This window comes from Aeromonas sp. FDAARGOS 1405, assembly GCF_019048265.1.
In the GTDB taxonomy this organism is placed as follows: domain Bacteria; phylum Pseudomonadota; class Gammaproteobacteria; order Enterobacterales; family Aeromonadaceae; genus Aeromonas; species Aeromonas veronii_A.
In genome coordinates, this window is sequence record NZ_CP077311.1 from 2,100,498 (window position 1) to 2,120,004 (window position 19,507).

General features: G+C 58.1%; 16 protein-coding genes. 12 read left to right on the forward strand and 4 right to left on the reverse strand.

Features of this window, described 5'->3' with window-relative positions; all coding sequences use genetic code 11:
- Nucleotides 1-66 precede the first annotated feature (66 nt).
- Both bcp and I6L35_RS09975 read right to left on the reverse strand, forming a co-directional pair.
- Nucleotides 67-531, reverse strand: a complete 465-nt coding sequence (bcp, locus tag I6L35_RS09970) for a thioredoxin-dependent thiol peroxidase (RefSeq protein ID WP_216980162.1) — start codon at nucleotides 529-531, stop codon at nucleotides 67-69.
- Between the two features lie 24 nt (nucleotides 532-555).
- Nucleotides 556-1,089: a glycine cleavage system protein R gene (locus I6L35_RS09975; protein ID WP_005349229.1), complete on the reverse strand. Its 534-nt coding sequence runs from the start codon at nucleotides 1,087-1,089 to the stop codon at nucleotides 556-558.
- Nucleotides 1,090-1,294: 205 nt separating this feature from the next.
- On the opposite strand from I6L35_RS09975, the gene dapA reads away from it, so the two are divergent.
- The 3 genes from dapA to I6L35_RS09990 all read left to right on the forward strand — a co-directional run bounded on the left by dapA (nucleotide 1,295) and on the right by I6L35_RS09990 (nucleotide 4,573).
- A complete protein-coding gene (gene dapA / locus I6L35_RS09980) occupies nucleotides 1,295-2,182 on the forward strand; it encodes a 4-hydroxy-tetrahydrodipicolinate synthase (RefSeq protein ID WP_139410839.1) in 888 nt (295 codons plus the stop codon).
- A complete protein-coding gene (bamC, locus tag I6L35_RS09985) occupies nucleotides 2,175-3,302 on the forward strand; it encodes an outer membrane protein assembly factor BamC (RefSeq protein ID WP_005349235.1) in 1,128 nt (375 codons plus the stop codon). The genes dapA and bamC overlap by 8 nt, the downstream gene beginning before the upstream one ends.
- A 167-nt stretch (nucleotides 3,303-3,469) precedes the next feature.
- On the forward strand, nucleotides 3,470-4,573 hold the full coding sequence (locus I6L35_RS09990) for a phosphoribosylaminoimidazolesuccinocarboxamide synthase (RefSeq protein ID WP_040065098.1): 1,104 nt from the start codon (nucleotides 3,470-3,472) through the stop codon (nucleotides 4,571-4,573).
- A gap of 126 nt (nucleotides 4,574-4,699) precedes the next feature.
- Here the strand turns inward: I6L35_RS09990 and I6L35_RS09995 are convergent, their stop codons facing one another.
- Entirely contained in the window at nucleotides 4,700-5,302 is a 603-nt protein-coding gene (locus I6L35_RS09995; protein WP_216980163.1) for a short chain dehydrogenase, read from the reverse strand.
- A 97-nt stretch (nucleotides 5,303-5,399) separates the two neighbouring features.
- Between I6L35_RS09995 and I6L35_RS10000 the strand changes: the two genes are divergently transcribed.
- The 4 genes from I6L35_RS10000 to I6L35_RS10015 all read left to right on the forward strand — a co-directional run bounded on the left by I6L35_RS10000 (nucleotide 5,400) and on the right by I6L35_RS10015 (nucleotide 8,324).
- Nucleotides 5,400-6,299 carry a LysR family transcriptional regulator gene (locus tag I6L35_RS10000; RefSeq protein ID WP_216980268.1) on the forward strand — a complete coding sequence of 300 codons (900 nt, stop codon included), beginning with the start codon at nucleotides 5,400-5,402 and terminating at the stop codon, nucleotides 6,297-6,299.
- A 71-nt stretch (nucleotides 6,300-6,370) separates the two neighbouring features.
- Entirely contained in the window at nucleotides 6,371-7,012 is a 642-nt protein-coding gene (locus tag I6L35_RS10005; RefSeq protein ID WP_216980164.1) for a DUF2057 domain-containing protein, read from the forward strand.
- A gap of 74 nt (nucleotides 7,013-7,086) precedes the next feature.
- Nucleotides 7,087-7,533 carry an HIT domain-containing protein gene (locus I6L35_RS10010; RefSeq protein ID WP_216980165.1) on the forward strand — a complete coding sequence of 149 codons (447 nt, stop codon included), beginning with the start codon at nucleotides 7,087-7,089 and terminating at the stop codon, nucleotides 7,531-7,533.
- Between the two features lie 89 nt (nucleotides 7,534-7,622).
- Entirely contained in the window at nucleotides 7,623-8,324 is a 702-nt protein-coding gene (locus tag I6L35_RS10015) for a DUF3334 family protein (protein ID WP_216980166.1), read from the forward strand.
- A gap of 65 nt (nucleotides 8,325-8,389) precedes the next feature.
- On the opposite strand, the gene I6L35_RS10020 is transcribed toward I6L35_RS10015, so the two are convergent.
- Complete coding sequence (locus tag I6L35_RS10020; protein ID WP_216980167.1) at nucleotides 8,390-9,376, reverse strand: DUF2860 family protein; 987 nt, start codon at nucleotides 9,374-9,376, stop codon at nucleotides 8,390-8,392.
- A gap of 204 nt (nucleotides 9,377-9,580) precedes the next feature.
- Between I6L35_RS10020 and arcB the strand changes: the two genes are divergently transcribed.
- The 5 genes from arcB (at nucleotide 9,581) to I6L35_RS10045 (ending at nucleotide 19,489) form a co-directional block, all read left to right on the forward strand.
- Nucleotides 9,581-11,893 (forward strand): aerobic respiration two-component sensor histidine kinase ArcB, encoded by a 2,313-nt coding sequence (gene arcB, locus I6L35_RS10025; RefSeq protein WP_216980168.1) that lies wholly within the window; start codon nucleotides 9,581-9,583, stop codon nucleotides 11,891-11,893.
- Nucleotides 11,894-11,944: 51 nt separating this feature from the next.
- The gene (gene dgt, locus I6L35_RS10030) at nucleotides 11,945-13,309 is read left to right on the forward strand and encodes a dGTPase (RefSeq protein ID WP_216980169.1); all 1,365 of its coding nucleotides are present in this window, start codon (nucleotides 11,945-11,947) and stop codon (nucleotides 13,307-13,309) included.
- A gap of 315 nt (nucleotides 13,310-13,624) precedes the next feature.
- The gene (locus I6L35_RS10035; protein WP_042059910.1) at nucleotides 13,625-13,828 is read left to right on the forward strand and encodes a hypothetical protein; all 204 of its coding nucleotides are present in this window, start codon (nucleotides 13,625-13,627) and stop codon (nucleotides 13,826-13,828) included.
- A gap of 221 nt (nucleotides 13,829-14,049) precedes the next feature.
- A complete protein-coding gene (locus tag I6L35_RS10040) occupies nucleotides 14,050-18,297 on the forward strand; it encodes a transporter substrate-binding domain-containing protein (protein ID WP_216980170.1) in 4,248 nt (1,415 codons plus the stop codon).
- Nucleotides 18,278-19,489, forward strand: coding sequence for an EAL domain-containing protein (locus I6L35_RS10045; protein WP_216980171.1), 1,212 nt, complete (start codon nucleotides 18,278-18,280; stop codon nucleotides 19,487-19,489). The genes I6L35_RS10040 and I6L35_RS10045 overlap by 20 nt, the downstream gene beginning before the upstream one ends.
- Nucleotides 19,490-19,507: the final 18 nt, after the last annotated feature.

A 19,507-nucleotide genomic window follows, 5' to 3' on the forward strand; every position in this document is an offset into this window, starting at 1 on the left:
GGCAAGGGCTTGCTGGCCAGACAAAAAAGGCCTGCATGGCAGGCCTTTCAATGACGCAGGGGAGGGTTATCCCTTGAGGAAATCCAGTACCACCTGATGGTGATCGCTGGTTTTGAACTTGTCGAAGTGGTGGGCAATCTTGCCCTCTTCATCGATCAGGAAGCTCTGACGGTGAATGCCGTCATACTCTTTGCCCATGAATTTCTTCGGGCCCCAGACGCCAAAAGCATCGGCGACGGCGTGGTCTTCATCGGCCAGCAGGGTGAAGTTGAGCTGGTCCCGCTCTTCGAACTTTTTCAGCCGTTTGGCCGGATCCGGGCTGATGCCAAGCACCACCACATTGAGGGCGGCCAGCTCGGCGTTCACATCGCGCATGCCGCAGGCCTGGGTGGTGCAGCCGGGGGTCATTGCCTTGGGATAGAAATAGACCAGCACCTTCCTGCCGCGCAGGCCAGCGAGGCTGACCTGATTACCATTCTGGTCGGGCAGGGAGAAATCGGGGGCGGGGCTGCCAGCTTGTAGTGGTTGCATGGGGTCTCCTCGGGTAAAACGCCCTCAGGCGTGTTTGCGATTGACGATAAACTCGAACGATTCGGCACCCAGTTGACGACAGAATTCGGCGAAGGCGGTTTGCGAACCTTCCACTTCACCCTCTCTGGCCAGATTGAGCTGAAAACTGATCTTCAGCAGGTTGAATGGCTGCTGCTCCAGGGTCATGGATTGCATCGCCTGAATGTTCCAGCCATGTTCGCTGAAGAACTGGGTGCACTGGCTTACGATGCCGGGCTCGTCGCGGATCAACAGGTCGGCACTGGCGCGGACGTCATACTGCAGGGACTGGTGGCGCTCGGTGCGTTTCATCATGGTGATGAGATCCCACTCCTGGCTACGCAGGGGCAGGCTGATTTCGAGTTGCATCATGCTGTTCCAGTCGCCCGAGAGCAGCATGATAAAGGTAAATTCATTGCCGAAGATGCCAAGGCGGCTGTCTACAATGTTGCAACCACAGCCACTGACGTGGCGGGTCACTTCATTGACGATGCCAGGCCTGTCCGTGCCGATGGCCGTTACGACCAGGTAGTGAGTCATAAATCTTCTCTCGTCCGTTATTTCGTTGCGAAAGCCGCGCTGGCAAGCCAACCCTCCGGCCCTGATGACCACTCCCTGAGGGACGCTGCCGACTTTCGTCCATTACTTTTTGTTCCGGATGGTATCACGGCTTGCCCCCTCTCTCCCTTGTTTTTCAAAGGGGTCAGCTTTACCATTACGCCCCTGAAAATCGGGAGAAAAGTCCATGTTACGCGGTAGTATTGTTGCGCTCGTTACCCCCATGCTGGCTTCAGGTGAAGTCGATTGGGCCAGTCTGGCCAAACTGGTCGACTATCATGTCAGCGCCGGGACCTGCGCCATTGTTGCGGTGGGTACCACAGGGGAATCGGTGACCCTGAGCGAGCAGGAGCATATCGCCGTCGTTGAAAAGACCGTTGAGTATGCCGCCGGACGCATTCCCGTCATCGCCGGTTGCGGCTCCAACAATACTGCCCATGCCATTGAATTGGCAAAGCGATTGGCCAAAACCGGCGTGGTGGCGGGTCTCTCGGTGACTCCTTACTACAACAAGCCCACTCAGGAAGGTCTCTATCGCCACTATTGTGCGATCGCCGAGGCTAGTGGTCTGCCCCAAATTCTTTATAATGTGCCCGGTCGCACCTGTTGCGATCTCAAACCGGAGACCGTGGCCCGTCTGGCCAAGGTTCCCGGCATTATCGGTTTGAAAGAGGCAACCGGCGATTTGAGCCGCACCCCGCTGCTGCGCGAGCTGTGCGGGCCGGAGTTTGCTCTCTACAGTGGCGACGATGCCACTGGTTGTGATTTTATGCTGCAAGGTGGCGATGGCGTGATTTCGGTCACCACCAATATTGCAGCGGCCCAGATGGCCGACATGTGTCGTGCTGCGCTGGCCGGTGATGCCGGGCAGGCGCATGACATCAACAATCTCTTGATGCCGTTGCACAAGACTCTGTTCTGCGAACCGAGCCCCACCCCGGTGAAATGGGCCTGTGCCCAACTGGGGTTGATTGCAACAGCCACCTTGCGCCTGCCGCTGGTTGACCTCACCCCCGAGGGCGAGCAGCTGATGGCGCGAGCACTGACCACAGCGGAGTTGATGGCGAGTGTTTAAATCTAATGGAAAGGGAAATAGAGCCCGTCTGGTGCTGAGCGTTGCGACTGTGGCCGTCTTGGCCGGTTGCAGCACCCCCCAGGATCGCAAAATGGCCAACCGCGACTTCGGTTATGAAGATGCCCGCCTCGAGGGCCGCGCGTTCTTGATCCCCGCAGGATTGAGTGCCCCCACCTTCAACAGCCAGTACGATATTCCGCCACTTCCCGAGAGCAGCCGTGAAGGTGCCCTCGGCGCCCAGGTCGATGTGCGTCCACCCGCCCAGCTGCTGACCGTGGTACCGGGCAGTCAGGTGGTGCAGAGTGCAACCGAACCGACCGTTGCCTTCTATGCCCTGAGCACCAGCCAGAGCGTGGAGCGCGATACCTGGTCGTTCCTGATGAACTTCCTGGCCAAATACAAGGTCACCACCGAGAAGCTGGATCAGCAGGATGGCGTATTGCAGACCGGCTGGTTTGACAACACTGTTGCCCTCGATGGCTGGGGTGAAGATGACGAAGACTTCAAAATCCGTCAGCGTTACCAGTTCACCGTGCGCAACGATGCCCAGCGCCACGCCGTCAACATGTCGGTCCGGGTACTGGATCACGAAGAGACCATCGACGGCGAGACCAGCAACAAGCTGACCCCTGCCGATGCCCAGCGCTATGCCGCGCGAGTGCTGAACCAGTTCTCTCTCTATTACGACAGCCAGCTGAAAGCCCGCGAGCAGCACAAGTCCAACGATGGCATGGGTCTGCAACTGGGTCTGGACAACAACGAGCTGAGCGCCTGGATTGCCGAAGGTTCCTTTGATCAGGTGTGGCGTCGCCTTAATCAGGTACTGCCTGCTTACGGTTTCACCATCAAGGATACCCAGCAGTCTCTGGGCTGGATCGACGTCGAGTACGAAGAGCCGGGTGCCGAGTTCTGGAAGGCGAAAGGGAGCGAGCCGTTCAAACTGGAGGAGGAGAAATACCGCTTCCAGCTTGGCGAAATGGCGGGAGGCAAGACCTCCATCACCCTGTTCGACAAGGACAAGAAGCCGGTATCGTCCGGGGTTATCTCCCAGATGTATATCAGCCTGTCCGAGGCGTTCGCCAAGGGGCTGGCCGATCAGGCAGCAGCAAAAGCAGAATAAATACAGGGGCCTTGTGCCCCTGTTTTGTTATCAAAATCCCCCTGAAAACGCGGGGATTCCGAGCGGTTTTCGATGATGCGAGCCCCCTTGCCAGTCCGTTGCAAACAGAGCGCGCGGGTGAGGGACTCGCGATGTTTACCCCCCACAAACAGGAAGTGTTATTAGCCATGAGTCTTGCAGATCAAGTATTGGCGGTGAATGACGATTTGCCGATCCGTACCGATAAACCTGTCCATTCCGGCAAAGTGCGCAGCGTCTACTGGTTGACCCCCGAAGACAGTGCCCGGCTCATAAAAGAGAAAGGCTATGATGTGCCGGCCGATGCGCCCCTCGCCCTCATGGTGATCAGCGATCGCATCTCGGCCTTCGATTGCATCTGGCAAGGTGTGGATGGCCTGAACGGCGTACCGGGCAAAGGGGCTGCGCTTAATGCCATCTCTAGCCACTGGTTCAAGCTGTTCAAGGAGAAGGGACTGGCCGACAGCCACATTCTGGATATTCCGCACCCCTTCGTTTGGATCGTGCAAAAAGCTCGTCCGGTGATGATCGAGGCGATTGCCCGTCAGTACATCACCGGCTCCATGTGGCGTGCCTACAAGGATGGCGAGCGCGAGTTCTGCGGCATCACCCTGCCGGAAGGGCTCAAAAAGGATCAGAAGCTGCCGGAAATTCTCATCACTCCCTCCACCAAGGGCGTGCTGAAAGGGCTGGATGGCGTGCCGGAAGCTGATGACGTCAACGTTTCCCGTGCCGATATCGAGCGCCACTACAAGGGCTTCAACTTCAGCAAACCGGCTGACATCGACCGTTACGAAGTGCTGCTCAAAGAGGGCTTCAACGTCATCAGCGACGCGCTGGCCGGGCTGGATCAGATCTTCGTCGATACCAAGTTCGAGTTTGGCTACGTCCACGATGCCGCCGGCAACGAAAAGCTCATCTACATGGATGAAGTGGGCACCCCCGACAGCTCCCGTATCTGGGATGGCGCGGCCCTGCGCGACGGTCAGATTGTCGAGAAGTCGAAAGAGGGTTTCCGTCAGTGGCTGCTCAACCACTTCCCGGATCCGGACATCCTGCTCAACAAGAACCGCATGCCGGAACGTTTCGCCCTGGCCCGCGACAACAAGCTGCCGACCGAAGTAATGATGGACATATCCAACACCTACGTCGGGATCGCCGAGAAGATCATCGGCCACAAGCTGGCGCGTTCTGCCAATCCCAAGCAGGAGATCATCGAGGTGCTGCGTGATCAGTACGGTCTGATCGACTAAGGGTTGCTCTTTTTTTGTCGCCTATAAACAAACGTTTGCTGGTGGTGAAAGATAGAGGCAAATAAACAGACGGGCCCCATTGCGGGGCCCGTTTTTATTGCTGGTCTGGCGGCAAGCGAGCGGCGATCAGCCGTTGACCCTGAACACCTGACCGGTCTGGATGCCCAACACCGACTTCTTGTAAGCCTGCGCTACCTTGGCGGCAGGCACCGGCACGAACCCCGGGAAGAAGTCAGCGTATTTGTCCATCGACTCCGCCAGCACGGTGGGGCTCACCACGTTGATGCGAAGGCCCCTTGGCAGCTCGCAGGCGGCCGCTTTCACAAAGTGCTCGATGGCGCCGTTGACTGTGCTGGCGCTCACGCCCCAGTTGATCGGCTCCTCGCTCAGGATGCCGCTGATCAGGGTGATGGAACCTTTGTCGCTCAGGTGGGGGATAGCGGCACGGGTCAGGTTGATCTGGCCCATCAGCTTGCTCTCCAGTCCCACCTGCCACTGTTCGTCGGTCATCTCGGTCAGGCCGTTGAAGGCCACGCTGCCGCTGGCGACAACCAGTGCATCAAACTGGCCCAGCTTGGCGAACAGCGCCTTGATGGAGGCGGGATCGCGCATGTCGACCGTGGCATCGCCACGACTGTGGCCGACCCGGATCACCTGATGATCTTTGGCAAGCAGTTCACTGACTGCGGAACCGACGGTGCCGGAGGCACCCACAATCACAATTTTCATCTGCATCACTCCTGGTTGGAATGTATCGATTCTAGCGCAACAGAAAATGTGAAAAAGCGCGTAAAATAAACCCATTGTTTCCATATTGGAGCTAATGATGGATATCGCCCATCTGGCCAGCTTTTATGAGGTGGTGCTGCGCGGCAGTTTCTCGGCTGCGGCCGATACGCTGGGGGTCAGCAAGGGGATGCTGAGCCGCCACGTCAGCGCGCTGGAGTCCTCCCTCAATGCGCAACTGTTGCAGCGCACCACCCGCCGCCTCAGTCTGACCGAGGCGGGCAAGACCCTCTACCAGCAGGCGGGGGAGATCTTCGCGCTGGCTCGGCAGGCGGAGCAGGATATTCAGGCGCTGACCGAAGAGGATTGCGGACGACTGCGTTTTACCTGCCCGGTCAGCACCGGCGATCGCATGGTGAGCGAGCTGCTGACCAGCTTTGCCGCGCTCTGCCCGGGAGTGGAGGTGGAGCTCAACTTCACCAACCAGATGGTCGACATGAGCCAGGGAGAGAACGACATCGCCCTGCGCGCCATGAGCGAAGTGCCGGATAATCTGGTGGCCCTGCCGCTGGGGCGGCTCAAGGATGTGGTGGTGGCGAGCCCCGCACTGGTGGCGCGAGAGGGGCGTCTTGCCACTCCCTATGAGCTGAGCGGGCGCAGCTGCCTGTTGCAGGGGCACAATCCGGCCTGGGAGCAGTGGCACTTTATCCATGAGGGGGAAGAGGCCCACATTCTGGTGCAGGGCAAGGTGCGGGCCAACCACTACAGCACAGTGTTGCAACTGGCGCGCGCTGGTATGGGCTATGCCAAGTGCCCGTTGATGCTGGTGGAATCGCTGCTGATGGCGGGGGAGCTGGTGACCGTGCTTGACGAGTGGCAGAGCGGTCTGCATCAGCTTCATGTGCTGCATGCCCAGCAGCGACGGGTGCCGCGCAAGATCCGGCTGTTCAAGCAGGTGTTGGCCCAGTGGTTTGCCGAGCGACCCCACTACCTGCTCTGAGCGGCGTTATTTTTCTGTCATCTTCGGCTGCTACCCTGCGCCCATCATCGGCATCAGGAAGATCAGCGGGAATGAAGAATAATAGAGGGTTGACCGGGTTTGTGCTGCTCTGTGCAGTGTTGGGGGCAGGCAGTGTGCAGGCCATGGTGGACGTGAAGGTGCCGGAGAATTTCCGCATCCTCGCGGTGAGCAACGGCACCTTGCAAGACGAGCAGCATGCCACCCTGGCGGATGGCGAGCAGCAACTGCTGGTGCGCTTCGAGGGGGTGATCCCCAGTCGCAGCAGCAGCGAGAATGATCGGCAGGTACGCTCCGAGCCGCAGGTGGTGCGCTATCAGGGCAGCAATCAGCATTTGCAGCTGACGGCCAGCGTACCGGGAGACGAGCGGGGGATGCAGGCGTATGCCAAGGCTCCTGTGGTAGCGCTGCAGGAGAATGGCCGCGCGCTTGCCATCCTGCAGGATGTGCTGGTGACCAGCGGCATGCTGCTTGGGGTGGATTGGAACGGCAAACTGGCTGAATACAACCGCAGCGGCGGCAAGGCGGCGCTGACGGCCGTTGCTGTGACTACACAACCAACAGCTACGCTATCCGGTGGGGGGCAACCCGTTGTGGCAGCCAGCGAGCTGGAAGGGCAGTTGCAGCAGCTGTTCCTCAAGGCAGATCCGGCCCTGCGCAAGCGCTTTATCGGTTGGGCCGTGCCACAGCTTTAAGTTTTCTGCCCGTTGCAGTAACGTGGACACTCCTTTTTTCAGGCGCTCTGTTCATCGTACTCAACGAGGTTTTCATGTTTGAATTGCATTCACGCCTGCAGGCAGATACCCAGTGGCTCGGTGATCTGCCGCTTTGTCGAGTCCTGCTGGCCAAAGATAGTCAGTACCCCTGGCTCATTCTGGTGCCGCGTGTGGTCAATTTGCGCGAGATCCATCACCTGGCACCGGAGCAGCAGCAGCAGCTGATGCAGGAGTCTTGTGCCATCGCAGCCCTGATGGAACACTCCCTCAGCCCGGACAAGATCAACATAGGGGCGCTGGGTAATCAGGTACCGCAGTTGCATATTCACCATGTTGCCCGTTTCGCCACAGACCCCGCTTGGCCCGGTCCCATCTGGGGGGCTCATCCAGCCGTACCTTATGAATTAGACCTCCTGGTGCAGCAGGCCGACAGATGGCGTGATCGGCTCGCCAAGCTGAGTGGTTTCACCCCTGCGGCTACTGACAACGGCGTCAACTGAGAGCTGTGTCGCTATTTCAGTCTGTGGGCCGCGCCATCTGTTAGAGTTATGGTATAGATCATCCCATTTTCGATGTGCAGGAAGGTCCCATGATAGTGACAAGAGCCGACGATGATGCCGTATTGACCACAGAGGATGTATTACTGAGTCTGTGTCATTCGGTAACGGATGTATTGAGTGCGGCCACCCAGAGTCAGGTGCGTTTTTCCGGTATGGTGCAGCGGATCAGCAAGACCTGCCTCAAGCCGGATATCGGTTGTTTCGTGCTGTTCGATGGCGGCTTCTCGGGGTTGGTGGTGATCAATTTCTCTGCCGCAGCCGCCATGGAGCTTTATGAGAGCTACATGCTGAGCATGGGACTCTCCAAGGAGGATCTTGCCATCTCCCATACTTCTGACGAGGTGAGCAACGTGATGGGCGAGCTGATGAACCAGATCGTTGGCAGCTTTACCGTCAAGGTGGGCCGTGATCTGCAGACTCACATCACCCAGAACCAGCCCAAGATGCTGGCCCTCAACAAGCAGGTGATGCTGAGCGTCGATACCAATCTCGACAGTCCGGAGTCCCGACGCGTGACCTTCTTCACCGCCCGCAACAACATCTTCTATCTGGAGCTGGCGATGGACAAGACCGAGTTCATCCGCATCCACAATGAGGGGATGGAGCATGAGGAGCTGGATCCTGATGCCCTGATCGCTCAGGCCAAACAGGATGCGACCAAACCGGCACCGGCAGCCGCTGCACCTGCCAGTAATGATCACGATGATCTGCTCGACTCCCTCGGGATCTGACGGGCGACAAGCAGATAGCAACAAGGCCACTCAGGTGGCCTTGTTCTTTTCCAGTGGGTGGCGGGTTAGAAGTTGTAGAGCAGACCGGTATTGAACACCATGGATTCGGAGTCGTAGAAGTCGATATCTGAATCGGATTTGGCATAGCCAGCGGTAAAGGTTGCCGAGAGCGGCGCGATACCGAACAGGCGGTGCCAGAAGAAGGTGCCGGTCAGGGCAAACTCGTCGGAGTCGGCATTTTGGCCAAAGATCGGGTTGGCCTCATCATATTTGGTCTGACCCAGATAGAGGTTGCTGACGAAGGACCATTGGGATGCCCGCTTGCCGTAGGTCAACTGGAGGCCGTTGCTCTTGTAGCTCTGGGCGCTGCCGTCCAGATCGGCCTGACGGTGAATGAAAGCCGGTTCCAGCACCTGGCCGGGTGCCAGCTGCCATTTGTAGGAGAAATCCAGGGCGTGGATCTTGCCGTTGCGATCCAGCTTGGCCGCTGTGTCGGCGCCATACTGGCTGCCACTGCGTTCCTCATCGACTTCGATGTTGCGGGTGGTCAGGCTGCCATTGAAGTTGCTACCCCAGATGTTGTCCCAGGCGAAGCGAACCCCTTTTGACTTGATATCGGTGGATTGGCGATCGACGCCTACGGCGAAAGGATCGCTCCACTGTTCGGTTGGCATGGCATTGAAGACCACGGAGCCAGCCACGATACCCTTGTCGCTCATCTCCTGGCGGATACCGAGCTGCTGGGTGAAGTCGAAACGGATGGCATCCTGGATCAGGTTACCGAGGAAGACCTGGGTGCGGGTATCGGCAAAGGTATAACGGATATCAGCGTTGAGCAGCGGGGCGACGGCGGAACTGCTCTCGGCACTGCCCAGCCCGCCCAGTCGACGGTTTTCGTCATCACCGCTGTAAAAGTTAGATTCGTAATTGATGACATTGACTCCGCCAAGCAGGAAACCAGACCAGCCCGATTCGTTGGGAATGGTTCCCAAATCCGCATATGCACTATTTGCAGCCAGCAGGCCCAGACCAAGCAGGGTGGTGTTGCGCATCAGATAACTCCTGAATTAAACGTGTTTAAATTGACGGGTGGATGATTATAGGGGGCCACCCTTAATGGCAACTGACAGAATTTCATCAAATATCCTAACTCACTCATTTTACACGGCGAATCGTTAATTAATTGTGCGAGATAAGAAGAGTTCAATTCTCTGTGCTGGTATTCTGTTCGCGAATATCGGGGAGAAAATAACAAGATGAAGCAGATTAAATCCTGGGCGCAATATTACGTCGACCTGATGACCAAGCTGGGACTGGTGCGATTCAGCATGTTTCTGGCGGCCGGCATCATAGTGCTGGCGGTCGCCATCCAGATGGGGGTAACCCTGTTTCTGCGCGGCAATATCGATGTGATCGACTTCGTGCGTTCGGTCTTCTTTGGCCTGTTGGTGACCCCCTGGGCGGTCTATTTTCTCTCCATCGTGGTGGATCAGCTGGAGGATTCCCGTCAGCGACTGAGCCGGATGGTGCGCAAGCTGCAAGATATGCGTGAGCGGGATCTGGAGCTTAACAGCCAGTTGCAGGAGAACATCAGTCGCCTCAATGCCCAGATTGCCGAGACCAACCGGGCCGAGAGCCTGCGTTTGCAGGCCATTGAAGATCTCGAAAACGAGGTGTTCCAGCGGGAGAAAGCTCAGCTCCATCTGGGGGAGCGTACCGCTCTGCTGCGCTCTTTTATCGACTGTTCCCCGGATCTGGTCTACTACCGCAACGAGGATGAGCAGTTCTCTGGCTGCAACCGCGCTATGGAGGAGCTGACTGGTAAGGCGGAGAGCGAGCTGATCGGTCTGACCCCGTTCGATGTTTATAAGCAGGAGATTGCCAACAAGGTGGTGGAGACCGACAAGCAGGTCTTTGCCAGCAACGAACCGCTCACCTACGAGCAGTGGCTGGAGTATCCCGATGGCCGCAAGGCCTACTTCGAGCTGCGCAAGGTGCCCTTCTTCGATCGCTTCGGCAAGCGGCTCGGTCTGCTCGGCTTTGGTCGCGACATCACCGAGCGCAAGCAGTATCAGGACAAACTGGAGAAGGCGAGTCGCGACAAGACCACCTTTATCTCCACCATCAGCCACGAGCTGCGGACCCCGCTCAACGGCATCGTGGGGTTGAGCCGGATGCTGATGGATACCCCCCTCGACCCGACCCAGCGCCAACAGCTCAAGACCATTCACCTGAGTGCGGTGACCCTGGGCAATATATTCAATGACATCATCGACTTGGACAAGCTCGACCGACGCCGTCTCGAGATAGCACCGACCCGTATCGACCTGCCCGCCTTCCTCGATGAGCTTGAGACCCTGTCGCGCATCCAGGCTGAGCAGAAGGGGCTCTATTTGCACTTCGATCGTGATGGCGAGATGCCACAATTTGTGATGGCCGACGGCACCCGGCTGCGTCAGGTGCTGTGGAATCTGGTGGGTAATGCGGTCAAGTTTACCGATGAGGGCGGCGTCACCGTGCGCTGCCTCTCTCACCCAGCCGACGAGCCCGGCAAGCTGGCCCTGCACTTCGAGGTGGAGGATACCGGTGTCGGTATCCCGCGTGCCCAGCAGGAGAAAATCTTCGCCATGTACTATCAGGTGCAGGGCAAGAAGCACGCCACCGGCACCGGCATTGGTCTTGCGGTCTCCCGTCAGCTGGTGCAGGCGATGGGCGGGCAGCTCTATGTGGACAGCGATCCGGGCGAAGGTTCCTGCTTCACCGCCGAGCTGGAGGTCGCTTGCGCCGAACCTGTGTTGCCGGAGCAAGAGGAGGAGATGCCATCCCTCGATATCCTGCTGGTGGAGGATGTGGAGCTCAACGTGACGGTGGCGTGTGCCCTGCTCAACAAGCTGGGTCATCAGGTGCAGGTGGCACGTGATGGTGCGCAGGCGCTGGCGATGGCCAATCCGGATGATTTTGACCTCATTTTGCTCGACATCCAGCTGCCGGACATGACCGGTTTCGATGTGGCTGAAAAGCTGCTGGCGCGTTATGGCGACAGCCTGCCGCCCATGGTGGCGCTCACCGCCAACTCCACCGGTGATCGCCAGTACTACCGGGATCACGGCATGCAGGATGTGATCAACAAGCCACTTGGCTCCAAAGCGGTGCGGGAGGTGATTGGTCACCTGTTTGCCGATCTCGCCGAGGATGAGGCGGATGAGCAGGCGGATGCGGGCAATCAGGATGCCCTGCTGGATATCCCCTTCCTCACTGATTATGCCGATACAGTGGGCAAGCCGGTGCTGCTCTCCAGCGTCGATCTGTTCGAGAAGATGATGCCGGACTACATGGCGGTGCTCGACTCCAACATGATTGCCAAGGATCAGGCGGGGGTGGTGGAGGAGGCCCACAAGATAAAAGGGGCGGCAGGCTCCATCGGCCTGCGCCGACTGCAGCAGACGGCCCAGCTGATCCAGAGCCCGGATCATCCCGCCTGGTGGGAAAACGTGGAAGACTGGATTGAGACGCTGCGCCGCGAATATCCCGGCGATATCGCCCGTCTGCGGCGCTGGTTGTTGTCTTGAGACTGGTGGTTGTCTTGAGTCTGAGGGAAGTTGCTGGCAAGGAGCTGCAAGATGTATAGCCGTTTGATTACCCCCGCGCGCATCCACTCCTGGGGGGATGAGGAGCTGCTGGAGGCGACCGAGCAGGATCGCGCCCGTATCGTGCAGGCCGCACCGGTGCGCCGGTTGCAGCAGAAGACCCAGGTCTTTCCACTCGATGTGAAGGCCTCGGTGCGCAGTCGCCTCACCCACTCGCTGGAGGTACAGGAGACTGGCCGCCAGATCAGTCGCCGCATTCTGGCTGCCTTGCCTGCAGGTATGGTCTGTGAAGGCGCTTTTATCAATCTGGTGGAGATGTCCTGCCTGCTTCATGACGTGGGCAACCCGCCGTTTGGCCATTTTGGCGAGCAGGTGATGAGCCAGTGGCTCGGCGAGATGCTCGATCCCCTCTATCAGCAGGCGCTGGCGCAGCCCCCCTCGGCCCAGTGGGCTGAATTACGTCAGGATCTGCAGCTGTTTGATGGCAACGCCCAGAGTCTTCGGCTGGTGCACAGCCTGCACGAGCTCAACCTGACGCTCGGACAACTGGCGGCACTCTGCAAATACCCGCAGCAGCCCCAGCCCGGGGTGAGCTATGGCCAGCATCATGGCTGGAGCAGCAAACGAGGTATCTTCTTTAGCGAGCAGCCGCTCTACCGCGCCCTCGGCCAGAGTCTGGGGCTGGCCCCCGGCTGTCGCCATCCGCTGGTCTACATCATGGAGGCGGCAGACGACATCTCCTACTGCATCGCCGATCTGGAAGATGCGGTGGATAGGCGGATCCTGACTCAGGGTGAATTACTGGCGGCGCTGCGAGCAGCTGACCAGAGTGACTACATGGGTACCTTGCTGGGTGACGCGCTTGCCAGTGGTCGAGGCTTTTTCCCCCATTTTCGCCAGCAGCTGACCCGGGATCTGGTGGCGCTGGCGGCGCAGAGCTATGTCAGCGAACATCAGGCAATTTTGCAGGGATCCTATCCGCAAGCGCTGCTGCACGGCCAGGCGCCGGCGGCGCGGGTGCTCGACATCCTCAAACAGGTGGCCCGCGAGCAGGTCTTTATGCGACCCGAAGTAGAGGCGCTCGAACTGGAAGGGTATGCGGCGCTGCGCGGGGTGCTGACCAGTTATTCCTGTCTGTTGGCGCTGCCAGCACCACAGTTTGCTCGCCTGCTGGCCGGGGAGGGGAGTCAGGCGCTGTTCTTTGCGCGCCGCCTCTATCACCGCCTTTCGGCCCGCCATCTCAAGGCCTATCGATTGGCGATCGCCACCCCTGATCCACGCTTTGCCTGCCTGCATGAGCAGGAGTGGTATTACCGGGTGCGGCTGCTGCTCGATTATGTCAGCGGCATGACAGATACCTATGTGCTGGAGGAGTACCGGCTGCTCTCGGGGATCTGATACCCCAAGCTCCTTTTCGGGCAGCATAAAATGCCGTAAAAACGTTTAAAAAGGAGTCGCAAGAGGCTTGTTTTAAATTCGGATATTTTTTAGACTTCTGCAACCTGTTCAACTTTTATCCGGTAAGGAGACGAAAATGCAACATCTGATGCTCAATATTGCATTCTCTCGCGGCACTGCGTGCGGCGTGAAATCTCGTGCTCTTTTACCGCGTGGCGTAAACAGGTAACCCCTGTCTTTTTATCACCCGCGGTTCGTCCCGCAGGGTGATATCCACTTTCTCCGGGATAACCGCATGTTCTACTGGAGAATGTCATGTCTATCGAACTGGTTTTACTGCGCAGTGTTGAATCCCTGGTCCAGAGACGGATTGCCCGGGTCGAGCGTCGTCTCGTACAGGTTAATCTGTCACCCGCTCTGCTCAGGGATATCGGGCTGGAAGGATATCAGGGTCAGATCTCCCTCGTTCGCGAGCGGGAGTATCAAACCGGCTTCCGCCTCGGGAATCGAATAACCTGATCCACAGGGGAGGGTAAACGCTCTCCCCGTGGTGACGTGGCAGGCGGAATGCCTGCCATTTTTGTGTTTGCAGGTTGATTTTTTATTCACTTTTCTTTGTCCCGGCACTATCCTCTCTGCCCCATTTGTGACAGATGCGTATGTTTTCTCGCCTTGTGCCGTCAGGATCGGCAAAATTAGAGATGGTGGCCGATCTGTTTTACTCATCAGGACAAGACTTCATGTCACTCTTTCGTCAGCTTTTTCTTCCCCTGTTGCTGCTGTTTTCCGGCATCCCTGCTGCTGCTGTTCCCCAATTGGGAAAGGCACTGGCGGGCAACCAGACTGCTGATGAAGAGCTGGTGGTCGGGGTGCCCCGTGGTGGTTATCCCCCGTTTCTCTACGAACTGCCCAATCAGCGCTATGCCGGTCCACTCAAGGAACTGGCCTCGCGCATTGCGGCAGAAATGGGGGTCTCTCTGCGTTATGTCTCCTACAACTCTTATGTGGATGCCCATGCTGCGCTGAACAGCCGTCAGGTTGATGCCTTGATCGGGGTCGAGCTCGATGCTCTCGAGCTCGAGGGGATGAATCATATCGGGTATCTGGGATCCTACGCTCGCGCCATCTTGATGCGCCACCCTGATCAACATTTGACCCTGGAGCAGGCACGCAAGCTGCGCTGGGTCTGTATTCGCGGTTTTGGCAGTTGCAATGAGCTGGCACGACTGGAGATGCCCCATGTGACCGAGCTGGAGAGTCGTGATGAGGCGACCTATATGGTCAAACTTGGGGCGGCCGATGCTTATCTGGCGCTGGGGCCGATCATTGCCATGGAGATGGAGCGGTTGCCAGAGTCGATGGGGATTGTGATTCCTGACTGGATTCCCGGTAGTGCATTAACTATTGCCACCAGTGCCAATGACCCGGTGCTGACAGATCGCATCTGGCAGGCTTACCAGCGGATCCCTGTGGCGGATTCCCGATTGAGGCTGAGTCAGGAGGACAATCGCTTCAAAGCGGGTTTATTGCTGGAGCCTGACGAGGTGGCTTGGCTGAAGCAGAAGAACAAGGTGGTCAGGTTTGCCGTTGCGCCATCGTTTGCCGGTATCAGCGAGATCGATGACGAAGGGGTGTTGCACGGCTATGCAGCTGATTTGATGAAACTGTTGAGTCTGCGCTCGGGGATCCGCTTTGAACTGGAACCCACCAGCACCTGGCAAGAGTCACTGGCGCTGCTGAAACAGCACAAGGTTGATCTGATCCCCTTGATGACAGCACTCAGGGATCGCGAGACATTTGCGTCATTCAGCTCTTCCTATCTCAAGTTCGATAGCTATGTGGTGGCTCGCCATGGCGCCCGCCCGCTGAAGTCGCTAGCGGAGCTGAAAGGGCGTTTGATCGGTGGCGTGACCGGTTCTTATGAGGCTTCCCTCATACAGGCCCACGGTGGCAAAGTCATCGAAGTGGGCAAGGATACCGAGTTGCTCACCCTGCTTGACACGGGAAAAGCCGAGTATGTGCTGCTGACAATGACCAATCTGGGGCAACAGGCGATGAAGGGGTTCAACGAGAAGTATCAGGTGGTGCTGAGTTCTCCCGAGTTTTCCGTGCCCATCAGCATGGCCATTGACATCAGGCAGCCCGAGCTGCGGCGGATCATGGACAAGCTGTTGCTGACCATCACGGATGAGGAGTGGCAGCTGCTGGAACGTCGCTGGCTTAATGTCTCGGTAAATATCGAATCTGATTACAGCCTGGTCTACAAGTGGCTGGCGTTAGGCGGTGTTGCCTTGTTGGTCTGTGGTCTGCTGGTGATGCTCTGGGCCCGCAGTTTGCGTCGCCAGATTGCGCAACGGAAAATCGCAGAGGGAAAACTCAACGAGCAATTGCTGTTTGTACAGACCCTGCTCAATTCGTTACCGACCATGGTGGCATTGCGTGATAGCAGGCAGCGGATCACTCTCTGCAACAAGGCTTATCGGGACGCCTTCCTCGTTGATGGTAATGGTGAAGCGCTCGACGACCTGCAAGGCATTCCAGAGCACTTGCGCGAGAGCGTGCTTGAAGAAGATCGCCGGGTGTGGCAAAGCGGGCAGGAGCTGGAGGGGGCTGGCAACAGCTTGCGTGCTGATGGTACCCCTTTTCATGTGATCTATGCCAAGCGCCCTTACCGGGACCCCGATGGCAATATGCTGGGGGTGTTGACTGTGCTGACCGATGTCAGCCGGATCAAGGCGGCGGAGGAGCGTGCCCGTCAGGCAGAAACTCGCCTCACACAGATCACCGACAGCATGCCTGGCGTCGTCTATCAATATCTGTGGCAGGGACCGGGGAAGGGGCGTTTTCTTTACGCTTCTCAGGGGGCCAGTGAAATCCTGGGGGTATCTCATCAGGATTTATTTAACGCTGAATCGGGTGGTGCGGTATTTGGCTTTACCGAACAGGCGCTGCAGGAGTTTGTCAGCAAGGTGGCCAATCATGCCGAGACGCTGGCTCCCCTCGATCTGGAAGTCAAGGTGGAGCGTCCTGAGGGAGATCGCTATCTGCAAGTTCGTGGCAATTTTGTACGTCAGGAGCAGCAAGCTCTGATCCTCAACGGCGTTATTCAGGACATCACGGCCCTCAAACAGCAGGAACATGAACTGCGCGAGGCGCGCGCCTATGCCGAGCAGGCGATGCAGGCACGTAGCCGCTTTCTGGCCACCATGAGCCACGAGTTGCGTACCCCTATTTCCGGTATGCATGGCATGCTTGAGTTGCTGCAAATGAGCGAGCTCAACGACGATCAGCGTTACATGGTGCGCAATGTTGTCACCTCGACTAACAACCTGCTCTATCTGGTCAACGATATTCTCGATTTTTCCAAGATCGAAGCAGGTCAATTGCAACTGCATTGTCAGGTCAGCCGGTTGCAGACGGTGATCTGCGATGCGATTCGTGGTCACGCCACCCTTGCCCATAACAAAGGGCTTAACGTGACGCTGGAGTGGGGTCAGCATGTGCCGGATTGGGCCGATATCGATGGGGTTCGGGTCGGCCAGGTGATCTCCAACCTGCTCAACAATGCGGTAAAGTTTACCGAGCAGGGGGCAGTCTCTATCCGGGTCAGCTACCTGCGCGAGCATCTTGCCATCAGCATCCGTGATACCGGCATCGGGATTGCCGAAGAGAAACAGGCATTGTTATTTACCCCGTTTGAGCAGGTTGAGTCCGATATCAACCGCCGCTTTGGTGGAACAGGTCTGGGGCTGGCGATCTGTGATCAGCTGGTGCGCAAAATGGGCGGCGAACTGACCCTGACCAGCAAGGCGGGAGAGGGCTCCCGTTTCCGCTTTACTGTGCCGCTGGCCCATCCTCAATGGGATGCGCCCCCGCTGACTGGCACCGAATGGTGGTTTTTTAGCGCCGATGCCAATCTCGAGTCGGCCATGCTGCGGTTGGGGGCCAGGCTCAAGCATCTGGATGCCGGCCAGCTCAACCGCTCACTGGAAGGATTGCTGCTGGCTGACCAGCAGTGGTTGGAGCAAGCTCTTGGCAGTGAGTGGCAGGGCTGGTTACAACATGTTGCATTGAGAGGAATAATTGCGTCACCGAACGAGGCCCTGCGTGGCCGTGTTGGCGGTCAGCAGTGGTGGCGGTTGGGGCTCTCCCCTCTCTATCCGGATCTGCTGCTGGAAAGTTGCCTCGAGTTGCTGCAAGAGCAGGTTGTTCCTGCCTTGCCTGCGCTGGCTGACAAGCTGGGAGGACGGGTACTGGTGGCCGATGATCATCCGGTCAATCGTGCCCTGCTGGCACGACAACTGGCGATCCTCGGGATCGAAGCCCAAGTGGTAGAGGATGGCGAGAAGGCGTTGCGGGCCTGGCAGGGGCAGTCATTCTCCTTGTTACTGACCGATTGCCACATGCCGGTGATGGATGGCTATGCCCTGACCAAGGCGCTGCGGGCTGCGGGGGTGACGGCGCCCATTATCGGGGTAACAGCAGATACCTCGGAAGAGGCCCATGCTCGTATGGTGGAGGCGGGCATGAGCGATATGCTGTTCAAGCCCTACCCGCTGGATACCCTGCGCCAGCTGTTGGCACACTGGCTTGCCGAGTCGGTAACCGCGGGTAGTGCTGTGGGGGCGGCGATTGATGACGGACTGGCCGTTCAGGCAGAACGCTGGTTGACCCTGTTTGGCGATGAGCCGACGGCGCGGGTGATGGCGGCGGAATATCTCGACTCCAATCGTCAGGATGGAGCTCATATGAAGGCCGCTTTGGTTTGCCACGACTTCGGTGCATTGGTAGAGACTGCCCACCGGATCAAGGGCGCGGCCCGCATGGTCGGACTACAGGAGCTGGCCAGCCAGGCAGCCAGGCTGGAGTCGGCTGCCAGATTGAAACAGTTTGATGAACTGGAGGAGCTCACCGGCAAGGTGCAGCTATTGATGACGGCGATCGCCCACGACATTGGATTATGGCTCGATGAAAAAAGCACAACATGAGTTAGTCATTATGGTCGTGGAAGACCATGGATTTCAGCGCAAGGCGCTGCTGCACCAGGTCCGCAGCCTGGGATTCCAGAATCTGCTGGAGGCGGCCGATGGTGCCGAGGCGCTGGCACTGAGCCAGCAACACGCCGTCGATATCCTGTTTTGCGATCTGCGGATGCCGGGTATGGATGGCATGGCGCTGCTGCGCCGCCTGTCACTGGGCGGTTTTCGGGGAGGGATAATTCTCTCTAGTGCCCTTGAAGACGATGTGGTGGAAGCCGTGTTGCGAATGAGTGCTGCCTATGGCTTGCAGGTGCTCGGCCGCATAGAGAAACCATCTACCCAGCAGCAGCTCAAGCAACTGATCGATGCATGGTCACCCCAGGAGGAGCCTGCCAGTGAGGAAGAGGGACACAGAATCGGGCTGGATGAGTTGCGTCGGGCGCTCGAGCAGGATCAACTGTTGCCCTGGTATCAGCCCAAGGTGAGCTTTGCCTCCGGCGAGTGGGTCGGAATGGAGGCGCTGGCCCGTTGGCAGCACCCGGAGTATGGCCTAATCTCCCCGGGGCGCTTTATTCCGCTGGCGGAGCACAACGGCCTGATCGATCAGTTGACTGAGGTGATCATCGGCAAATCTCTCAGTGATGGCCACTTGTGGGAAGAGACCGGGCTCTCACTGAATCTGTCGATGAACCTCTCCACCACCTCGCTGATCGAGGGCGATCTGTGCAACTCCCTAATCAATCAGTGTCAACGCTGGAGTATCAACCCCGAGCTTATCACCCTGGAGGTGACCGAGAGCGCCTTTGTGCAGGATCTGGGCAAGTCGCTGGAGGTGCTGACCCGGCTGCGGATGCACGGCTTTGGTCTCTCCATTGATGACTTCGGTACCGGCTACTCCTCCATGCAGCAATTGGCGCTTCTGCCCTTTACCGAATTGAAGCTGGACAGATCCTTTGTCGATCGCTGTTTTGAAGACCCCTCCCGTCTGGCAATTATCGAGTCCAGCATCGAGCTGGCACGGAAGTTGGGCCTCAAGTCGGTGGCTGAAGGGGTGGAGGATGAGCAGACCTGGCGGTTGCTGGCAACGCTGGGTTGCGATGTTTGCCAGGGGTTCTTCTCTGCCAGACCTATGCCACGCAGTGAGTTGCAAACATGGAATCGAACTTGGCAGGATAGATTGCCTACACTGATATCTATCTGATTCTGTTGGCTGGATCCT

Bases quoted from the DNA above. Each gene is read 5' to 3' on its own strand.
- bcp (WP_216980162.1), bottom strand. From the start codon at position 531: ATGCAACCACTACAAGCTGGCAGCCCCGCCCCCGATTTCTCCCTGCCC.
- I6L35_RS09975 (WP_005349229.1), bottom strand. From the start codon at position 1,089: ATGACTCACTACCTGGTCGTAACGGCCATCGGCACGGACAGGCCTGGC.
- dapA (WP_139410839.1), top strand. From the start codon at position 1,295: ATGTTACGCGGTAGTATTGTTGCGCTCGTTACCCCCATGCTGGCTTCA.
- I6L35_RS09990 (WP_040065098.1), top strand. From the start codon at position 3,470: ATGAGTCTTGCAGATCAAGTATTGGCGGTGAATGACGATTTGCCGATC.
- I6L35_RS09995 (WP_216980163.1), bottom strand. From the start codon at position 5,302: ATGAAAATTGTGATTGTGGGTGCCTCCGGCACCGTCGGTTCCGCAGTC.
- I6L35_RS10000 (WP_216980268.1), top strand. From the start codon at position 5,400: ATGGATATCGCCCATCTGGCCAGCTTTTATGAGGTGGTGCTGCGCGGC.
- I6L35_RS10005 (WP_216980164.1), top strand. From the start codon at position 6,371: ATGAAGAATAATAGAGGGTTGACCGGGTTTGTGCTGCTCTGTGCAGTG.
- I6L35_RS10010 (WP_216980165.1), top strand. From the start codon at position 7,087: ATGTTTGAATTGCATTCACGCCTGCAGGCAGATACCCAGTGGCTCGGT.
- I6L35_RS10015 (WP_216980166.1), top strand. From the start codon at position 7,623: ATGATAGTGACAAGAGCCGACGATGATGCCGTATTGACCACAGAGGAT.
- I6L35_RS10020 (WP_216980167.1), bottom strand. From the start codon at position 9,376: ATGCGCAACACCACCCTGCTTGGTCTGGGCCTGCTGGCTGCAAATAGT.
- arcB (WP_216980168.1), top strand. From the start codon at position 9,581: ATGAAGCAGATTAAATCCTGGGCGCAATATTACGTCGACCTGATGACC.
- dgt (WP_216980169.1), top strand. From the start codon at position 11,945: ATGTATAGCCGTTTGATTACCCCCGCGCGCATCCACTCCTGGGGGGAT.
- I6L35_RS10035 (WP_042059910.1), top strand. From the start codon at position 13,625: ATGTCTATCGAACTGGTTTTACTGCGCAGTGTTGAATCCCTGGTCCAG.
- I6L35_RS10040 (WP_216980170.1), top strand. From the start codon at position 14,050: ATGTCACTCTTTCGTCAGCTTTTTCTTCCCCTGTTGCTGCTGTTTTCC.
- I6L35_RS10045 (WP_216980171.1), top strand. From the start codon at position 18,278: ATGAAAAAAGCACAACATGAGTTAGTCATTATGGTCGTGGAAGACCAT.